Origin of the sequence: Flavobacterium piscis, assembly GCF_001686925.1 — a bacterium.
Classification (GTDB): domain Bacteria; phylum Bacteroidota; class Bacteroidia; order Flavobacteriales; family Flavobacteriaceae; genus Flavobacterium; species Flavobacterium piscis.
This window is the reverse complement of sequence record NZ_LVEN01000027.1, coordinates 582,436-601,518: the sequence shown is the minus strand read 5'-3', so window position 1 is coordinate 601,518 and position 19,083 is coordinate 582,436. Positions and strand designations below refer to the sequence as shown.

Here is a 19,083-nt window from a genome sequence, read left to right as displayed (position 1 = left end):
ACATATTGTTCCTCAATTTTATTTTTTAGTGCTCCTTTTAAATTTACTAAAAATATGATTTAAAGCAAGTTAATTCATAAAAATACTTCCTTAAACGACTTTTTACAAATAAGGCGAGAGTTTTTTTTTTGTTTTAAATTATACATTTACACGATATTGCAATGGTGTAATTCCCGTCTTCTGCTTAAATAATCGGGTAAAATGCTGTTGGTATTTAAAACCTAATTCATAAGCAATATCGCTCACCGATTTTTCGTGATCGAATAATATTGTCTTTGCCTCATCAATTAATTTTGACTGAATATAATCTAAAGCGGTGCTTCCGGTTTCTTTTTTTATGAGATCTCCAAAATAATTAGCGGAGAGAAATAATTGTTCTGCACAATAACTTACTGAAGGAAGTCCTAAAGTTTTAGACTTGCCTGACGTAAAATAATCGTTCAGCAGATTTTCAAAACGAATGAGAATATCTTTATTGACATGAGTTCTGGTGATAAATTGCCTGTCATAATACCTCATGCAGTAATTCAATAAAAGTTCGATAGTAGAAACAATAAGCGTTTTACTATGCTTGTCGATATTCTGATCAATTTCAGCCAGGATTTTTTCGAAACAATCGTTGATCACTTTTCTTTCTTTTTTAGACAAATGCAATGCTTCATTTACTTCATAAGAAAAAAATGAATAGTCCTTTATTTGACGTGCAAGAGCTGTCCCGGCAAGCAAATCAGGATGAAAAACGAGCGCTTTGCCCCAAGGCTTAATAATTTCGTTTCTGCCATCAATCCCGTAAATCTGACCTGGTGAAATAAAAACCAGCGTACCATCTTCATAATCATAAGACTGGCATCCGTAACGCATATCTCCGCATTTAATGTATTTCAAAAAAACAGCATAAACGCTCATATGTCTTTTAAAATACTGGTAAGTTGGTATTTCATCAAAATCGACAATACTAACAAGAGGATGTAAAGTCTCTGCTCCTACTGCATCATTGTATTGCTTAACGGTTTCAATCCTATCAATTCGTTCCATAACCAAAAGTTTGTTACAAATTTAGCAAACAGAGTGCTGCAGCTGACCATTTTACTGCAAAATCAGTAAAAATGGTAAGTACATCTGTAGTATGTATACAAAAAGATGCGTTACAATTCCGAAATTTGTAAGAGCTAAAAGTCTTTTCTTATTGAAATTGCCTAAACATTAATTTTTACATCATGAGCTATAAAAAATTTCTGAACTCTATAAGTATATTCACTTTTTTGATAATTATAAATACAATGACTGCACAGCAAAAAGATAAAAATGAACAGGCGTTAAATACACACCAACAAAGCATGGCGGCTATTGCCGCACTTACTGCCACAGGAAATTTAGACCAATTAAAACCTGTAATAAATAAAGGTCTTGACACCGGACTTACCGTAAATGAAATAAAAGAAGCTTTGGTACAGCTTTATGCCTATTGCGGATTTCCCCGAAGCTTAAATGCGATCAACACGCTAATGGCGGTTTTGGAAGAAAGAAAATCTCGTGGAATAAAAGATACTGAAGGCAAACAAGCTTCTGAAGTAACTGTAAAAGACAAATACCAATCAGGAAAAGAGAATCTTCAAAAATTAACGGGGAAAGAAGAAACCGGACCTAAGACAGGTGCCGCTGCTTTTGCTCCTGCGATAGATACTTTTTTAAAAGAACATTTGTTTGCCGATATTTTTAATCGCGATGTTTTGAATTTCCGTCAGCGAGAATTTGTAACCATTTCAGCATTAGCCGCAATGCCCGGAGTCAAACCACAACTAAAGGCGCATCTTAATATGGGTAAAAATACCGGAATCACAGATGCACAGCTTTTGGAGCTTACTTTTATTATCGAAAAAACAGCAGGAAAAACACAAGCCAATGTTTTAAGAAACGCTATTGGTGAACCTGTTACGCCAATTATCGAACCAGATATGATGGTGAGAATTTCTGAAATCGAAATTATTCCGGAATATCTGGAAGAATACAAAGAGATACTTAAAAAAGAATCATCAGAATCAGTAAAACTTGAAGCAGGAGTTATTGCCATTTATCCGATGTTTCAAAAAGAAAATCCAGCACAGATTAGGATAATAGAAATATATGCCAATCAAAAAGCCTATAAATCTCATTTGCAGACACCCCATTTTCAGCATTATAAAACTGCAACTTTAAAAATGGTAAAATCTTTAAAATTGGTAGACATGACTGCCTTAGATCCTGAAATGATGCAGCTTATTTTTGAAAAGATCGGAAAATAATTATAACGAAATAAACCAATATCCAATGATTTAGGTTATTTAGAACTTAAAATATGGATAATTATAGACTTCTTTTGAAAAAAAGATCTTTATCGAATTACTCTTTTAAGTTCACTTCTTTTTTCTCGCCATCCTTATCTATGGTTACTCGCTTTTCAATATTGGCCTTATCTATATAGCCTTGTCTGGCCGTAGCATAATTTGTTGAAGACCCTGTATACCCCCAATAATTATAATAATTGGTATAGCCAGATACATATGAATAATTATAAGAGTTAGAAAAATCAAAACTGGCCATAACCACATACGTGCCCGGCATAAGATCTGCGAATTCAAAATGCCCCTGATCATCATAAACTTTGGCTTTTTTGACACCATATCCAAAATCAGAATTCAAAGGAACCTCTGGCATTTTTTTCTGTTTTCGAATTTTCTTGTTGACTTCAACCCATTCGTCATAATAGGCCGAACTAGGGAAAAGTGTGATCTCTGTACCTTTTGGTGCAAATTGTTTCTTGGCGGTATTCACCAAACCACCCAATTTCTTACCAGCATCAGATCGTGCATAGGCTGTACCAGTAATAACACTGCTGCCTTTAGAAATCTGCTGAGCGACTTTTTCTTTATCGAATTTGTTTTTAATAGGCTGATAATCCAGCTCCTCGTTGGTCGTAATTTCCCACATTCCTTTACCCATAGACATTTCGCGTTGCCAGAGACGATGGTCCTTTTTGTCTACAATATAATTATAAATGGCATTTGTATTTTCTTCCAAAACAGTAACCAGCCATGCTTCGTGCTTACCAGTCCTTGGAGAGTTATAAATGAAACTTTTTACTTCCTTGATTGTGTAGTATTCTACAGGAACAGTAGCATCATCACTATAATAGAACTGAGGGAAACGGGCTTTATAACCTACATCTAACGGTAGTGTTAAAATCATATTATCCGTCCATAACCAGTCAAAAAATACCTCTTTGGGATTCAAATTCAGCTTTTTATTCTTTTTGGTTTTCTTGGTATAATAATTTCCTGTAACCTTTTCACCAAAGTTAAGATCAACTTTTGTTTCCTTAGCATCACTAATATAGGTGATAGGTTTAAGAGTTTGAGCATCCGCTACACTGGTGCGGGCTGTAATAAATGAGTTGTCTTTTGGAGTATAGGAATTAGTCAGACTCAATTGGTTGTTGGCTGCCACAATATCATAAGTTACTGTTCCCTGCTTTACCCAGCTTGTATCCTTAACATAATATACGGTAAATACCGACTTTCCGGGTTTAATGTATTTGGTATTGATATCCTTACTGCCGGGTGCAACTGCCTTTTGACATAATGCAGCAAATGGAAACAGACTAACTGCTAAAACAAGCGCATAAAATTTCATATAAATAATGCTAAAGTTAACGAGAAACAAATTGCCTTATGGGTCAATTTATTAATCAAATATAATAAAAAAAGTTTTTTTTATGACAGCCAAAATTACTGAAGGCAGATACAAAAAACAATACCTGCTTTCATGGTTATTTACGATCAAAAGTTGTTTTCTTTACATCTATTTGATTTCAATTCTTTGTAAATAAGGATGCCTGGAAACTTGCAAACAATAAAGTAAAAATCATTAAATGAAAAATAAATTTTTCATTTAATAATAGTAATATCCCTTTTATTTCAAAATGAATAGTATTCCATTTGTTAGGTGAGAATTTAACAATCCTTCCTGAAAATTGTATAAATTCTACTGCGGTAAAAAATTTAATTTTAAATAATTCTAATTAGAACTATTAGAACATTATTTATGCTATTAATTTTAAACCGATTTATATGAACTACGAAAATTACTCTTATAGCACTGAAGAATTTTCAGGCGATATGACTTACTACGAAGAGCAGCTGTTATTAAATTATGATGATTATCTTGATGCTTTTCAGGCTAAATTAGCTGCCAGTAACCATTACAACTTAGAACTTGGAGACCTGAAAGAGGATTTAGAAGATGATTTTGATTCGGAATATGACGAAAATGACTGGGAAGAAGAAGAATCAGATGATAATCCCAAGGCCAAATAATAGGAATCAGGAAGGACCACCGCTCTTACTGCTAAAATTAAAACAGGATTCACGGTTTTGTTATAACAGGTGAAAAAACAAATTTTAAAAAGAGGATATACTGAAAAGTATATCCTCTTTTTAATTAATAATCCATCTCATTTTTACACGATAAAAATAGTATCATATCTTGAATCTACCTTTTTGCATGACATTTCTTTTTTTTAATACTTTTTTGTCAATATTTATAGTATATAATTCTGCTTACAACGCAAGCACATCTAATTCTTAATTATTTAAATACTACATAATTTTTTATCATTTTATTTAACGATATCATTTTATAATACCCAAAAAAGTATACAAAATTTACGTACAAGATTTTTACGTACCTAAAATCGTACTTTTTTACTCCACTTTCAAATTCTTATTAGTCAACTTTGCTATATCAATTATAAAACACTGTTTTTTAGTTGCTTAATTACTGATACCGATAAAAAAAGGCTTCTCTTTAATATCATTTGATGTAATTAGAATCTATTGTTTTACTAACCATTAATTGTTTACTAACCTTAAAGTTTTAAAAATGAAAAAATTCTTCAAATTGACAAGTTTGCTATTTATTATGGCATTAGTGTTTAATTCCTGTGAAAAGGAACAAGATCTAAATGAGCCGCAAGCCACTAACAAAGAAACATTACAAAGTGCTACAGATGCGCAGCAAAACACTAACAAAGCTGCTGCTGCCTTAGCAGGCGGTGGTGCCGGAGCCAGAACGATTACATTGCAAACCAATACACTATCATGTCCCGGTGGTTTGTGTACATCTTACGGCGTTTGGTCAGGTGGTGTTTATACCGTTTGGTTCCAGATGAAATTTAATTCCGGATTTTATTGGAGCAGAGGTGGTAAATGCGGATACGGTATACTAATTGGCGACCAGAACACCGGTGGCGATCCAGGATGGGATGGCAACGGCGGTAGTGCCAGATTTATGTGGTATTGCCCAAGCGGATCAAACACTGCCAAAGGAAGCGGGGCTTACCTCCAACCCTACGTTTATTATAAAGATCAGCCCGGACAATTTGGTAACGATTTTGGGAAAAAATATTATATACAAGAAGGAGTAACATATAACTGTCAGATATCTGTGAAATTAAATACCGGATCAAATACGAACGGATATGTCAAATATTATGTAAATGGTACAGAAATACTTAATCAGACCATTCGTTGGGTAACTAACGATTCTAAACGAAATGTCAATGCAGTAAGTCTTCATACCTTCCGTGGCGGTAGTCAAAGTTACTGGACAGCTCCGGTAACAAGTTCTATTTATTATGCTAGTGCCTCTTGGGATGCTCAATAAATAGTTGCAAAATTAGTCCTAAGATCAATAGTTAAAAATTCCATTTCTTGAAACTGTCTTCAAAAAGTTAGATACTATTTGAGGGCAGTTTTTTTTAGATCGCTTTTTTTTCTTTCTAATATGTCTCTTTATAAATCACTCATAATTAAAGAACTCTTACTTAAAATTCTATAAGAACAAATAATACTGTTGTCCTTAATTTTGGATAAGGCCATAAGATCTATAAATAATAATTTCTAATCACTTGGCACTACAAATAGTAATCTCAAAATTAATTCATTTTAAACACACTGATATGATAACAGACGACAACAAAAATTACAATCCGGGAGATCGTAATTTAATGCAGGATTTACAAAATCAGTTGCAACCTGAAAATTTTAATAACGGAGATGACCCAACTGTGGAATCAATCTCTTATCAAAATACCAATTTTACTTCTGATGATGCTTCTGACAGAGAACCACTATCTGAGACTGATCTAAATGAGGACACTCAGGAAGAAGATGAGGCCAATAATCCCGAAGAAAACTTTGATGAAAATTACAGTGAATCTGAAAATTTTGCAACAGATTGATTTGAGAAAATCTTACAGGATGATATCAAAAACCTTAAATTATATCCCGAATCCTAACTCAGAAGTTTAATTTCAAACTTTTATATCAATACAAAGCCTTTTAGATTCAAGTTCTAAAAGGCTTTTTTGTTATTACAATAGTGATATTTAACATCGTAATGGATTGCAAATGTTTAATGTTCGATCGATAATCACTCACTTCATTAAAAAATAAAAACCAAAAAAACGATTTAGAGCTATTATCAACAAAAATAATAGCAATGGCCATTTTTAGTTTTAAAATACTAAAACGTTTTAGTAGATTTGTGATATTACTTTTAAAACTATTCAATTCAAATAAAATAAATAACCACAAATAGTTACCCGTTATGAACAATCAAAAAAAGAGTTTATTACTTATTGCAGTTATGGTACTGTTTTCAAGTTTTTCAGAAATAAAAAGAAACACTAACTCAAAAAACAATTTTTACAAAGATGAGATGGAGCAACTTCACTCAGCAATTGAGAAAAATTTTCATGATAGTGTTTCAGGTTATTATTTTGTTGATTTAGATCCTGTCAAAAGAGAAACAAAATTTGGACATAAAAGGGAATATAGCTGGTTGTGGGCACTTTGCGCTATGTTTGAAGCCACAAATGAAATTGAAAAAGTAGATAAAAAAGCGAATTTAGTTGACGGCATTGTCAAAAGTATGCAGCCTTACTACGATCCTGCACCACCTAAACCCGGATATGGTGAATATATTGTGCAGCTGAGCAAAGGACAAAGATATTACGATGATAACCAATGGATTGGAATAACTGCCTTAGATATTTATGAAAGAAACGGAAAGAAAGCGTATTTCGATTTAGGAAAATCGATGTACGATTTTATGATGACAGCATCAGATTCAAAACTAGGTGGCGGATTGTACTGGCGCGAAAATGATTTTGAAACTAAAAATACCTGTTCAAACGGACCAGGAATTATTGTTGCCCTTAAAATGTACAAAGCAACAAAGGAACAAGTATATCTTGATAATGCATTGAAGATCTACAACTGGACAAATGAAAAACTGCAAACACCAACCGGCTTGTTTTATGATAATATAAAGGTGACAGATGGAAGTATTGGTAAAACTATCTATTCCTATAATACAGGAACAATGCTTCAGTCTAATGTGTATTTATACGAACTAACAGGTGATAAAAAGTATCTTAAAAAAGCAATCGAAATAGCAGATAGTTCTTTACTTTATTTTTACGGAGGAGACAAATTTAGAGATGGTTATTGGTTTAATGCCGTTTTATTGCGCGGCTATCAGCATCTTTTAAAATACGATAAAGACCTGAAATACATTTCAGGATTTAAAAAATGTCTGGATAATACTTTGAAGGAAAACAAAAACGAAAAAGGATTATTTTCCGCAAGCGATGGTGTGTACAATTTAGTAGAACATGGCGGAATGCTAGAAATATTGGCCCGCTTCTCTTATCTTGAAGATCACTATAATTTGGCAAATAAAAAGTAATTTACTTAGCGATAAAACATTGGTTAATAGTAATTAGACCAAACCTTTTACTACAATAACAAAATAAAAAAACATCATGAACAAATTAACGTTAGCTGTTTGCTTCTCTTTTTTATGTCTCGCATTGCTGGCAACTGAGAATGTATTTTCTCAAAACGCTGCTGTAGCTAAGAAATCTATTATTAGTAAAAAGAAAATGGGACAGGTTCAGGGACAGGATGTTTTCGAGTATACTTTACAAAATAAAACAGGAATGCAGGTTCAGCTGCTTACTTATGGCGCGGCAATTACGAATATTGTAACGCCGGACAAGTATGGTAAAATGAGCAGTGTGGTATTGGGTCTTGACTCGCTTTCTCATTATGCGGGGAAGGAAAACTCATTGATGGGTTCTACGGTTGGTCGTGTTGCTAATCGAATTTCAAACAGAAAATTCACACTTGACGGACAAGAATATACGCTGTCGTCTGATATTCACGGAGGTGTTAATGGTTTTGATAAACACATTTGGAAAGCCAAAGAAATAACAAAAAAGAATGAGCCTACAGTTGAAATGACCTATTTAAGTAAAGATGGCGATGAAGGTTTTCCCGGAAATTTATCGGTTACGGTAACTTTTACACTCAAAAATAATAATGATGTCGTTATTGATTACAAAGCCACTACAGACAAAGCCACTCCGCTTGTGCTGACCAACCATACCTATTTTAATCTTTCGGGCGGAAGAAATCCTAAAGCATTAAATACCGAATTAACTATTTTTGCCGACCAATTTCTGGAATATGGAGATGGCAGTATGGTAACCGGGAAGATTCTGAATGTAAAAAACACACCGTTTGATTTTACTTCGCCTAAAACAATTGGCAAAGACATCGAAAAAGTACAGCAATACACAAACGGCTACGATGTGACTTTTGCTTTGCGAAACCAAACGGGTAAATTAGCTTTGGCAGCAAAAGCTTTTGAACCAATAAGCGGCAGGGAATTAGAAGTTTATACAACCGAACCGGGAGTTGTATTTTATTCAGGAAACTGGTTAAGCGAAAAAGTAAAGGGACGCAACGGAATTCCTTATACTAAAAATGGTGCATTCTGTCTCGAAACACAGCATTACCCAAATTCCATCAACACACCTGCTTTTCCCAATACAGTTTTACGACCTAAGGAAACATTTACTTCTCAAACTATTTACAGGTTTCTTGTGCGTAATGATTAATTATAGCAAATAGTACTAAGAGTTATTTAGCTTAAAAGCCCTTTTTCTTGCGGAAACGGGCTTTTTTTATGTCTTTTTAATAATATTCGTCAGTACACCAAAAAGCAAACTTTTTTATCTGCTTTTGATAAAAAAACTTCTTTTTTATATCAAGTTAAATTTGCATATTCGTAACAAATACAATTTGGAATGAACGACTACTTAATTGGAATAGGAAAAAGAATAAAGGATATTCGAAAAAAAAATAAAAAAACAATCAGTACCGTTGCAAATGCTGCCAATGTGAGTAATGGTTTAATATCCCGAATTGAAAATGGAAGAACCATACCATCGCTTCCTGTTTTATTGAATATTATCAACGCTTTAGAAATTGAGGTTTCTGATTTTTTTGAAGGAATGCCAAAACCTACCGGAGAAAATTATATCGTTTCCCGCGCTGAAGATAATTCTATTATAGAAAAAGAAGACGATGCAAAAGGATTTACCTATCAGTATATTTTTGGAAAACAGCTTTCATCAATTGGTTTTGAAGCCGTTTTGCTGGAAGTAAAACCTGATTCTAAAAGAGAAAAAGTCGAAACGGACGCTTTTGAATACAAATACATGCTTTCTGGAGAATGCGTTTATATTATTGGTGATGATGAAGTACTGATAAAAGAAGGTGACTCGATATTTTTTGACGGAAGAATTCCGCATGTTCCCATAAACAGAAGCAAAACCACCGCTAAAATGCTGGTATTATATTTCTTCTTTAATACCCAAACCGAATAAACTCCGTATAACTTTTATAGCTTGATTAATAAAAACTTTACGCCTTTGCGCGCAAATTTCCAGCGGCTAAAAAAAGAAGCTTATTATTTAATCTCGCAACGACGCAAAGGCGCAAAGTTTTTGAATTGCATTGTTTTAATTCTTTATTTTCGGTCCTTACTTATTGATTAAAAAAACTCCTCCTCATCAAGGGTAACAAGGAGGAGCAAAAAAAAACAACAACTAATTTACAAGAGTATCGCTCTTAATTCTGTCAGACTGTTTACTATAATAGTAGGATTTGCATGCTGAATTTGTTCTCTGGTTTGCGCACCTGTCAAAACTCCAGCCGTCATACCGCAATTGGCACTTTTTCCTTCTTCGATATCAATAGCAGAATCGCCTACTTTTAGGACTTTTTCAGGATCTTTTATTCCTGTTATTTCCATTGCTTTCAAAATCATATCGCCGTCAGGTCGTCCGTTTTCTACATCGTCAGAAGTTACCATAGCGTCGATGGTTTCTCCTACTGACCATCCTAATTTTGTGAGTAAATTTTGAGCTGTAGCAAAATCATATCCTGTATTTAAAACTACTTTAATGTGCTTGTTTCTTAAATCAGCAAACAATGTTTCAGTGCCCTCAAAGCTTTTTACCTCTAAATTCGCATATGCTGTTGCCAATGCCGGTTTAAAATTAGAAAATGCTTTTTGAGCCGTTACTTCAACAGTATCAGAATCGGTACAATTTGTCAGCACATCAAAAATGGCCTGATATTTTTCTTTACCTGCACCATAATGCAAAACATCGTCTAATGATATGTTATACCCTTCATCATTAATCACTTGTTGAACTGTTTTATACACTACATTTCCTTCATCTACAGTTGTTCCGGCCATATCAAACACTACCAGTTGTATTTCTTGCTTCATTCTTATTGATTAAAAATTTTAAATATATTTTCTTTTGAAAAACCGGCACTTCCGGTCATTCCCTTTCCTCCTATTCCCGTTATTATATGAATATTTTTGCCTATTGTATGCTCAAAAATATCTTTGGTTTTGCATTGGGAATACATACCAAACCATCTGTTTTGGATTTCGTAAGTAGGCAAATCGATGATTTTTTTGGCTTCTGCGATCATAAAATTATCGATGTCCATATCCAGATTAAAACCTAAATCGTCTATATTTTCTGCCGATGCATATTGATGCGAATCTCCTAAAATAACAGATCCGTCTGCTGCTTGTTTAAAGAGAATATGTACGCCCCATTTTTTTTCTAAAGAATTTGGATCTTCTTTTGCTTTAATTTCTTTGAAAGAAGGACACTCATAAAAAGATTCATAACGCCTGATGGACAATCCTGTCAAAATTGATCCGTCTAGTTTATAGTTTTTCTGAGGCTTGGTTTGTAACATTTGCAATTTTGAAACCTCTAAATCACTTTTGAAAAACAATTCGGGATATAAATTTTTAAATTCGCTTCCGTTGCAGATAATTACTTTTTTGGCAAAATAATTTTCTTTTGATGCACTTTCTAAAACAACCCCATCAGCTACATTTTCGCAGTTTACAATAGCGGTATTGGTAATTAATTTTAATCCTAAATACTCCATCATATAGTCCTGAAGTCTGTAGATCATCGTTCTGGGTTCTACCGTAACTTCGTCGGGAAAAAACAATCCTGCTTTTACATAAGTACTATTCAAACCAGGATATTTATCCAGGCATTCTTTTTTATTCCATAAAACCGAAGCATAATTATTGGCTTTGTTAATCTGGAACAATTCTTCAATAAGCTGTACTTCTTCATCATTTGAAGCCAGATAAACCGATCCGTTTTGTCTCACAGAAATATCAAACTGACTTTGTATTTCTTTATAAATAGCTAAACTTTCTCTTCCGTAAGTTTGCCATTTCGAATCCATTCCCGAAGGTACTACTTGTCCGAAATTTTGAATTGTAGCGCTTTTAGGCATTTTGTCTTTTTCGATAATGGCCACTTTCATTCCCGCTTTTAATGCATGATAGGCATGAAAAGTTCCTAAAACACCGCCACCTACAACGATTAAATCATATTGTGTTTTCATGTAAAACGAATTGATAATTTATATTTTGTTTTTTAATTTTTTTCTTTTTTCTGTTCAGGTAAATCATGGAACTTATGGTAACAACGATTCCCATGAGGGCAATTAGGTACGCACCATCCATAAAAAAATCCAACCAGGATAAATTGGGCTGCCCAAAGTTTTTGTACAGCAGTACGGCAACGCTTCCCAGATATCCAAATGCATCGGCGATGTAAATAAAAAATCCTGCATTTCCTTTTATTTTAAAAGCAGCAATAAAGCGGTCAAAAAACAAACAATTAAAAGGAACATAACAAATGTACAGACCAAAACCTGATACCACCATCCAGCTAAACGGACTAATGTTTTGTGTATGAAATAAAAAAGTAGAAACTCCAATAGAGACTGAACCCAATAAAAGCAATATCTGATAAAAGAACAAGGCTTTCATATTGTCTCTAAAATAGAATGCAGCTCCCAGAACCAACAGTACAATGAAAGCTACTATTATTTCTGAACTGGTATACACCCCAATATCATCTTTATAACCAATACTGTCCCATAATTCGCGGGCAAAATTATCCCTGAAATCCCTAAAAGCAGTGAGATACGTATAAAACAAAACCCAAATTGTGATAGGAAATAAAAATTGCAGCACTACCTTTTTCCTGTCTTTATTGGTCATCGGAATACGTTCTGAGCGCAAAGCAATGTCTTCTGCCGATGGTTTTGGGATTCTTTCTAACATCCAGGCAAAAAACAATAACGGGCCCACAAATAAAAGACCTGTAATTGCCGGCATCCAAAACGCTGAAAAATGCAACGAATCCATCACAAAAAATCCTACTGATTTTACAACTCCGCTCGACACAATAAAACTGGTACTTAGCGCAACGCCTAATATCTCTGTAAATTTTCTTCCTTCGAGATACGAAAAGACAATTCCCCAAATCATTCCTAACGGTACGCCGTTAAGCAACATAAAAAAGATATTATAAGGTTTTGGAACCAAAGCAAAAAACACCAAAGCGATCTCTGAAATGCCTATTAAGCCCAACAAATAAAATATTCGCTGATTTGCTTTTAGTTCTGATATGATTTTGATTCCGATGAACTTAGAAATCACATAACCAATAACCTGAGCAATTATTAAAAGTATTTTATAATCGATATGAAATACCTCTAAACCTTCGAAAGTAGCAACTGTAAAAGGCTTTCTAAAAGCATACATACAAAAATACACTCCAAAAGAAGCTACAGATGCATTCAAAACAAAAGGCAGGTTTGATTTTTTACCTTGCATCTGAATTATTTTTTAAGGATTTGTAATGATTGCCCTTTCATTTGAGCATCTTTCGCAGCATCAAATAATTGTAATATCGTGGGTGCAATTTGATTGCTGTATAATTGTTCTTTTGCTGTTGCTTCTCCTGTCGCCTCCACACTATTTCCAAACACAACTAACCAAACCTGATCAGCTCCGGCAACTTTAGATCCGTGATCTCTCCATTGTTCTAATGGTTCTGTTCCGCGGCCGTGATCTGTCGAAATAATAAAAATGGTATTGTCTTTATAAAAAGAATCTTTTTGGGTAAACTTCCATAAATCTTCAATTAGTCCATCAGCTGCATTTGCTGATTTTAAATAAGCCTGATAATTGCCATCGTGCGCAAAATCATCTGTTTCTCCGTAAGAAATGTAAACCAATTCCGGATGTTCTCGTTTCATATATTCTAAAGCATAATTTGAAGTAAAAGCATCAAATCGAACAGAATCCCAAGGTGATGGCACTTTTGGCTGCAGTTCATTTAAAAACTTTTCTCTCTCTGAAAGTTTATTTCCTTTTACGGTTTCAAAACCTGCATTTACAGGTATTCCGGAACGTTTTTGATTGATAATAAACGGAAAAACATCCCAACTCCCAAAAGCAGCAACTTTACCTTTATACTTAGAAAGCGTATTGATTTTCTCTAAAACCGTAGTATTAGGATTGTCGAATTTATCATTGCTGTTAATTTGTTTATCATCAGCAGCTCCGGTCAAAATCTCGTTGTAACCCGGATAAGAAAACCACATGGTATTGGTCAGGTTTACATTGCTGCCTAAAGTTCTATTACCGTGCAATTGTCCCATTTTGGTAACCTGATTCCAGAAAAAAGGCATCAGGGCTGCTCTTCTTTCCTGAGGCGTATTCCTCCAAAATCTTTCTTTTACCGCTGTGGTATCTTCTGCATATTTTTTTATAATTAATTTGCTGTCAGCTCCGCTAAATAATTCCTGCCAGCGAAAACCATCTAAAGTAATAAGTACTACTCTTGGATTTTTTGCCGCTTTTTTTTGCTGTGCCCCTGCTCCTAAAACACTAAAAACACATAATGCCGTTACAATTAGTTTTTTCATTTTGTTTATTTTAAATCGTTTAATCGTTTTTTTTTTAAGCTTCTAATGAAAGTTCGTTCAGACTTTCTTCGAGTATATTTAAGGCCGTTTGCAATTCTTCTCTCGTAATCATCAAAGCTGGTGATAATTGCAAAACATTTCCTGCTGATACTTTAAAACTTAACCCTTTCTTCATACAGCTGTACATTACTTTTTCTGCTTCTTCAAGCGCTTTTTTTTTGGTTGTTCTGTCTTTGACCAATTCTACAGCCCACAAAAGGCCTTTTCCTCTTATATCGCCAATAACAGCATAGTTTTCTTTTAATTTTCGAAGTGATTCTTCCATAAACAAAGCATCTTGATTTACTTTGTTTAAAAGATCGTGATCTTCAATAAAATTGATAGTTGTTAAGCCTGCAATTGCTCCAAGCGGACTTTTTTCATGCGTATAATGTCCTAAAGAAATGTCGCCAAAAACATTATAATCATCTCTGGTAACAATTGCCGCCTGTGGTATAATACCACCTCCTAAACCTTTGCCAATGCATAAAATATCAGGCTCGATATCATAATGCTCAAAGGCAAACATTTTACCGGTTCTGCCTAATGCAATCGGGATTTCGTCTAAAATGAGTACAACACCATATTGAGAACAGAGTCTTCTGGCTTCTTTCCAGAAGTTTTTTGATGGAATCTGAACATCTGTATTCCGAATCGTTTCGGCGATAAAAGCACCAATATCATTTTCTTTAGAAAAAACATATTCTAAATATTCTAAACACTTTTGTTCGTTATTTTCGAAAATACCACGATAACTTGTTGGCGGAGGAATGCGTTCGACGCCGGGCATCATTGGTCCCATGTAATCCCTGAAAACAGATTCCCCGCCAACGCTTACGGCATCTAGCGAAGCTCCGTGAAAAGAATCCCAAAAAGAAACTACCTTAAATTTTTTGGTTACCGCTCTGGCCAGTTTAAGCGCAATTCCTATGGCAGAACTTCCGTTAGGAGTCAAGAGTACGCGATTTAAATCTGACGGACATAATGATGCTAATTTTTCGGCAAAATCAATTGCGGGTTTATTCGTAAAACGCCTTGGAGAAAAAGGAAGTGTTTGTAACTGAGCAATCAGATTTTCGATCAATTTGGGGTTTGCATATCCAATTTGGTGCACGTTGTTTCCGTGAAAATCCAGATAGGTTTTCCCTTTAATGTTTTTAATAAAAGGTCCTTCACAAGATTCTAAAACGTCTAAACACGGAGTAGACATGGCCTGATGCAAAAAATAACGCGCGTCTTTTTCTAAGAGACTCTTTGTTAGCTCATCAGTCTCAGAGGTATTCCAAAGCGCTCTTTGCGGCGTTAGATTAATATCACCTTCTGTCTTTTTATTGGTATTGAGATTATTCATTTAATTCTCTTTTTATATTTTGAACTATTAGTTTCAATCAACGGTTGAAAGTTTTCCATTTATGCCGCCAGGCATTAAATATTGGTAGAAATAATTAAGTTCTTAAATATGTTAGCGTGCCATAGGTACGCTACAAACGATAACTATTGCGTACCTACGGCACGCTAAATTTATTCCTGTTCCTGTTTTCTACCAATGTTTGGTGCCTAAAGGCATATCCTGAGTCCGCATCCTAATTATTAATAAAATTTGCGGCTTTTCGCTCCAATTCATATGCATTAAGAAATCACAATCAACGACTTATTAATATTTTAGCTTAAAAATCGAAGAAGGGATAATTTGTTTTGGCATTCCGGCTGTTTCATAATAAACATCCAGCCAGCCTCCTCCGCTTCCATTAAACCAAAGTACTTCCAAAGGATATTTTCCTGGTTTTAGCTTAATTTCTCCTGATTTTTCTATTATACCGTGATCACCGTCATTGTTGGCAACAACCTCATTATTAAGCTTTAGAATGCTTCCATCATCTGATCTGGTATAAAACTTATAAGTTCCTTCTTTTTCGATAGTAATTGTGGTTTTAAATCTTACCACAGTATTATCCTTGATTTTCTGATTGATTTCTTCGGAACCTATTTCGAAACAATTTCCTTTTTCATTCGGAGTCAGATTGTCTAAAAAAGGAATACTGTTTAAATTAGACAAATAGAATATTTCGTAAGAAACCGGAGGCCGAAAACCAGCAGGAATCACTCTGAAAAAAGCTTCACTTACCAAACTGGCAATACTTCCGTTCTTAAAAATGGCACTTTTTACCACTGTATTTTTAGCTGTTTTAAAAGGAGCCTGATACAATTGAGATTTCCCTGTAGGCATTGCACCATCAGTTGTATATCTGATTTCACCTTCTCCGCCCGGGTTTTCGATTACGACATCGGCCTGACTGGTAAATAAACCGCCAGCCCTTTTGCTTAAAACGGCTTGTGGCTGAATTACAGGTTGTTTGACTCTTTTAGTAAGCGGATAATGGTCTTTTTCGCTGTATCCCTCAAAAGCATTTTTAACGGGTCTGCCAATACAAGCCATTGGCATTTTCAAACCTAAAGCAAAAGCCACAGTTGCAGCATTATCATATTGGTAAACCGGAAATTCTATCGTATAATTTTTCTTCACTGATTTTCCCCAGACAATAAACGGAATCTCGACTTCCTGCAACGATTCTCCGCCATGACCTTTGCCTAAACCTCCGTGATCAGCACTTACAATTACTACCGTTTCATTGGCCATTGCTGAACTTGCTATTGCCTGCAAAACCTCGCCCAATAAAACGTCTGCTTTTTCTACTGATTTGTAATACTCAGGACTGCCATGACCGTATTCGTGTCCGGCATGGTCAACATGATCAAAATGTACGAACGTAAAAACGGGCTGTTTTGACTGTATATAATTGCTGGCTTTAAGAGCAGTTTCGCCTTCTGTTTCAGGATTAATATCATAATTAACAGCACTTTTTTCGAATAGTCTTCCAAAACCTGACCAATGATAAATCGCTCCTATTTCGGCATTTTTTTTCTGATCGTGAATCAGTTTAAAAATGGTTGGAAAAAGAAAATCCTCGCCTTGTACCACTGTAGGAAGAACAAAATTATTTTTCTCCCAATCGTTAGATGTTATTCCGTGCTGTTCCGGCCCCGCGCCCATAATCATTGTTGCCCAATTGGTACTGGAACTTGATGGCAGTACCGCCCTTGCATGCATTGTAGAAGCACCTTCTTTCATTAGTTTATGAAAATTGGGTGTTTTCGCATTTTCAATTCCGTTAGGACTTAAACCGTCAAAACCAATGACTACGACATGTTTTACTGCCTGAAACTCTTTTTTATTTTGAGAAAAACAAGACCATAGCGAGAATATCGCTATGATCATGATGGTATTTTTGGTGTGTTTCATTTTAATGTTATTTTAAAAGCCACATGACAGCATTAATATCATCTGTTCCTCCGTACTGGCTGTTTAATGCGGCTTTTACGTTTGCAGCATTATTATCAAATTCTCCTTGAGGATATTTCCATCTCAACGGAATTTTTCCTCCGTTTTTATTAGCAGGTCCCACATTAAAAGCAGGAATTCCGGTTCTTCTGAAATTGAAGTAAGCCTCTCTTTCAGAATTTTGAAAAAATGCGACATACTTTTGCGTTAAGATTTGTTCTAATCCATTTGCATTGTTTCCTTTATAAACCACATTGGTACTGGCTAAGAAAGTGGTAATATCTGAGCTGCTCACGGCGTAAAAATCCATTGAAGCTTTTATTCCTTTAGTATAAAAATCTGCTGCATCACCGGCAATCCATCCTCTGTTTATGGCTTCTGCAATGATAAACTGCTGCTCAGCGTAACCAATTAAAGTATAGGCTTCTCCTACATACGAGCTGTAATATCTTTTTTCATTAGGATAAGACAATTTACCCTGATCTGAAGCCACCTGCATAGGGCCTTGCTCATCTCCTGTATTGGCAGCTACATACGCATTCATATTGAAAGGATCTGCGCTGTTAAAATAAAAAGCAGCAGGATCGGCCACTTTATATATTCTTGGATCATTAGTGGCTTTTAGAATATTCAAATATGTGCCAGCCATGACATTTCTGTTTCGGTTACGACCAAAGTTTCCGGGATTTAAAGGGAAATTGTTTAGGTTTTCATCCGAGAAATTGCGCTTCATATTGTCCTCAATTCCTGTCATTAAAGGATATTTAGACGGATTTTCGATCATTTTCTTCAACTCATCGGCAACGTTTATATCTGCTGTTTTTTTGCTTAAGCTAATTAATACTCTTAGGTGAAAAACATTGATTGCTTTTTGCCATTTGTCTAAATCTCCGTTGTATAAAAAATCTCCGTCTACATTACCTGTTCCTACTTCGGCCTTTGCTGCCGTAATTTGATCGTTTGCCTCATTTAAAAGTTTCAAAACTTCGATATACACTTCTTTTTGAGTATCGTATTTAGGTTGTGTAATGGGCTGGCTGCCATTTGCCTGTAATGCTTCTGACATTGGAATATCACCCATTCTTTTGGACATATAATCAAAGAAATACGCCTTGAAAAATTTGGCTAATGCACCGTATTTATTCCTTGAATCCAGTTTTGAGGCTTCTTTTTCCATTGCCGTAACATTCGATAAGGTAGTATACCGCATAGGTCCTGATCCCCAATTGTAATCCTGTTCTCCGTAATAATCAAAGGAAATTGCCCAAAACTGATTGTCTCTTTGTGCACCCGACCAAGGGCCTTCGTCATCAACATTATTCATGACTCTTAAAACCTCTGTTAACAGCATCGAAGGAGGAACGCTTGTCGCCTTGTTTGGATCATCGGCTAAATCTTCAAAATTCGTACAAGATCCTGCAAGCAAAACCATTGCCATAATCAACATGGATTTATATAGTTGTATTGTTTTCATTTTTA

Annotated in this window: 16 protein-coding genes; 7 read left to right on the top strand and 9 right to left on the bottom strand. The window is 34.9% G+C overall.

Going from position 1 to position 19,083, the window contains the following annotated elements; translation table 11 throughout:
• Nucleotides 1-138: 138 nt before the first annotated feature.
• A complete protein-coding gene (locus FLP_RS12965) occupies nt 139-1,035 on the bottom strand; it encodes a helix-turn-helix domain-containing protein (protein WP_065449907.1) in 897 nt (298 codons plus the stop codon).
• Between the two features lie 245 nt (nt 1,036-1,280).
• Here FLP_RS12965 and FLP_RS25765 point away from each other — a divergent pair, with 245 nt between their 5' ends.
• Entirely contained in the window at nt 1,281-2,282 is a 1,002-nt protein-coding gene (locus FLP_RS25765) for a carboxymuconolactone decarboxylase family protein (RefSeq protein ID WP_065449906.1), read from the top strand.
• Between the two features lie 97 nt (nt 2,283-2,379).
• On the opposite strand, the gene FLP_RS12955 is transcribed toward FLP_RS25765, so the two are convergent.
• A complete protein-coding gene (locus FLP_RS12955; RefSeq protein ID WP_065449905.1) occupies nt 2,380-3,669 on the bottom strand; it encodes a DUF3108 domain-containing protein in 1,290 nt (429 codons plus the stop codon).
• A gap of 437 nt (nt 3,670-4,106) precedes the next feature.
• On the opposite strand from FLP_RS12955, the gene FLP_RS12950 reads away from it, so the two are divergent.
• From FLP_RS12950 to FLP_RS12925, 6 genes are all read left to right on the top strand, one after another.
• A complete protein-coding gene (locus FLP_RS12950) occupies nt 4,107-4,352 on the top strand; it encodes a hypothetical protein (protein WP_065449904.1) in 246 nt (81 codons plus the stop codon).
• Between the two features lie 565 nt (nt 4,353-4,917).
• Nucleotides 4,918-5,700 (top strand): polysaccharide lyase, encoded by a 783-nt coding sequence (locus FLP_RS12945; RefSeq protein WP_065449903.1) that lies wholly within the window; start codon nt 4,918-4,920, stop codon nt 5,698-5,700.
• Nucleotides 5,701-5,995: 295 nt separating this feature from the next.
• A complete protein-coding gene (locus tag FLP_RS12940) occupies nt 5,996-6,277 on the top strand; it encodes a hypothetical protein (RefSeq protein WP_065449902.1) in 282 nt (93 codons plus the stop codon).
• 368 nt (nt 6,278-6,645) lie between these two features.
• Nucleotides 6,646-7,788, top strand: coding sequence for a glycoside hydrolase family 76 protein (locus FLP_RS12935; RefSeq protein ID WP_065449901.1), 1,143 nt, complete (start codon nt 6,646-6,648; stop codon nt 7,786-7,788).
• Nucleotides 7,789-7,864: 76 nt separating this feature from the next.
• A complete protein-coding gene (locus tag FLP_RS12930; RefSeq protein WP_065449900.1) occupies nt 7,865-9,004 on the top strand; it encodes an aldose epimerase family protein in 1,140 nt (379 codons plus the stop codon).
• Nucleotides 9,005-9,193: 189 nt separating this feature from the next.
• Nucleotides 9,194-9,775, top strand: a complete 582-nt coding sequence (locus FLP_RS12925) for a helix-turn-helix domain-containing protein (protein WP_065449899.1) — start codon at nt 9,194-9,196, stop codon at nt 9,773-9,775.
• A 227-nt stretch (nt 9,776-10,002) separates the two neighbouring features.
• Here FLP_RS12925 and FLP_RS12920 read toward each other — a convergent pair whose 3' ends face one another.
• The 7 genes from FLP_RS12920 to FLP_RS12890 form a co-directional block, all read right to left on the bottom strand.
• The gene (locus FLP_RS12920) at nt 10,003-10,686 is read right to left on the bottom strand and encodes a phosphonatase-like hydrolase (protein WP_065449898.1); all 684 of its coding nucleotides are present in this window, start codon (nt 10,684-10,686) and stop codon (nt 10,003-10,005) included.
• A 2-nt stretch (nt 10,687-10,688) separates the two neighbouring features.
• On the bottom strand, nt 10,689-11,846 hold the full coding sequence (locus FLP_RS12915) for a TIGR03364 family FAD-dependent oxidoreductase (protein WP_065449897.1): 1,158 nt from the start codon (nt 11,844-11,846) through the stop codon (nt 10,689-10,691).
• Nucleotides 11,830-13,128, bottom strand: a complete 1,299-nt coding sequence (locus FLP_RS12910; protein WP_174548793.1) for a DUF5690 family protein — start codon at nt 13,126-13,128, stop codon at nt 11,830-11,832. The genes FLP_RS12915 and FLP_RS12910 overlap by 17 nt, the downstream gene beginning before the upstream one ends.
• A gap of 5 nt (nt 13,129-13,133) precedes the next feature.
• Complete coding sequence (locus tag FLP_RS12905; RefSeq protein WP_065449896.1) at nt 13,134-14,225, bottom strand: sulfatase-like hydrolase/transferase; 1,092 nt, start codon at nt 14,223-14,225, stop codon at nt 13,134-13,136.
• Nucleotides 14,226-14,259: 34 nt separating this feature from the next.
• On the bottom strand, nt 14,260-15,615 hold the full coding sequence (gene pbfA, locus FLP_RS12900) for a (R)-1-hydroxy-2-aminoethylphosphonate ammonia-lyase (RefSeq protein WP_065449895.1): 1,356 nt from the start codon (nt 15,613-15,615) through the stop codon (nt 14,260-14,262).
• 303 nt (nt 15,616-15,918) lie between these two features.
• Nucleotides 15,919-17,565, bottom strand: coding sequence for an alkaline phosphatase family protein (locus tag FLP_RS12895; RefSeq protein WP_065449894.1), 1,647 nt, complete (start codon nt 17,563-17,565; stop codon nt 15,919-15,921).
• 7 nt (nt 17,566-17,572) lie between these two features.
• On the bottom strand, nt 17,573-19,078 hold the full coding sequence (locus FLP_RS12890) for a SusD/RagB family nutrient-binding outer membrane lipoprotein (protein WP_065449893.1): 1,506 nt from the start codon (nt 19,076-19,078) through the stop codon (nt 17,573-17,575).
• Nucleotides 19,079-19,083: the final 5 nt, after the last annotated feature.

Bases quoted from the DNA above. Each gene is read 5' to 3' on its own strand.
- FLP_RS12965 (WP_065449907.1), bottom strand. From the start codon at position 1,035: ATGGAACGAATTGATAGGATTGAAACCGTTAAGCAATACAATGATGCA.
- FLP_RS25765 (WP_065449906.1), top strand. From the start codon at position 1,281: ATGACTGCACAGCAAAAAGATAAAAATGAACAGGCGTTAAATACACAC.
- FLP_RS12955 (WP_065449905.1), bottom strand. From the start codon at position 3,669: ATGAAATTTTATGCGCTTGTTTTAGCAGTTAGTCTGTTTCCATTTGCT.
- FLP_RS12950 (WP_065449904.1), top strand. From the start codon at position 4,107: ATGAACTACGAAAATTACTCTTATAGCACTGAAGAATTTTCAGGCGAT.
- FLP_RS12945 (WP_065449903.1), top strand. From the start codon at position 4,918: ATGAAAAAATTCTTCAAATTGACAAGTTTGCTATTTATTATGGCATTA.
- FLP_RS12940 (WP_065449902.1), top strand. From the start codon at position 5,996: ATGATAACAGACGACAACAAAAATTACAATCCGGGAGATCGTAATTTA.
- FLP_RS12935 (WP_065449901.1), top strand. From the start codon at position 6,646: ATGAACAATCAAAAAAAGAGTTTATTACTTATTGCAGTTATGGTACTG.
- FLP_RS12930 (WP_065449900.1), top strand. From the start codon at position 7,865: ATGAACAAATTAACGTTAGCTGTTTGCTTCTCTTTTTTATGTCTCGCA.
- FLP_RS12925 (WP_065449899.1), top strand. From the start codon at position 9,194: ATGAACGACTACTTAATTGGAATAGGAAAAAGAATAAAGGATATTCGA.
- FLP_RS12920 (WP_065449898.1), bottom strand. From the start codon at position 10,686: ATGAAGCAAGAAATACAACTGGTAGTGTTTGATATGGCCGGAACAACT.
- FLP_RS12915 (WP_065449897.1), bottom strand. From the start codon at position 11,846: ATGAAAACACAATATGATTTAATCGTTGTAGGTGGCGGTGTTTTAGGA.
- FLP_RS12910 (WP_174548793.1), bottom strand. From the start codon at position 13,128: ATGCAAGGTAAAAAATCAAACCTGCCTTTTGTTTTGAATGCATCTGTA.
- FLP_RS12905 (WP_065449896.1), bottom strand. From the start codon at position 14,225: ATGAAAAAACTAATTGTAACGGCATTATGTGTTTTTAGTGTTTTAGGA.
- pbfA (WP_065449895.1), bottom strand. From the start codon at position 15,615: ATGAATAATCTCAATACCAATAAAAAGACAGAAGGTGATATTAATCTA.
- FLP_RS12895 (WP_065449894.1), bottom strand. From the start codon at position 17,565: ATGAAACACACCAAAAATACCATCATGATCATAGCGATATTCTCGCTA.
- FLP_RS12890 (WP_065449893.1), bottom strand. From the start codon at position 19,078: ATGAAAACAATACAACTATATAAATCCATGTTGATTATGGCAATGGTT.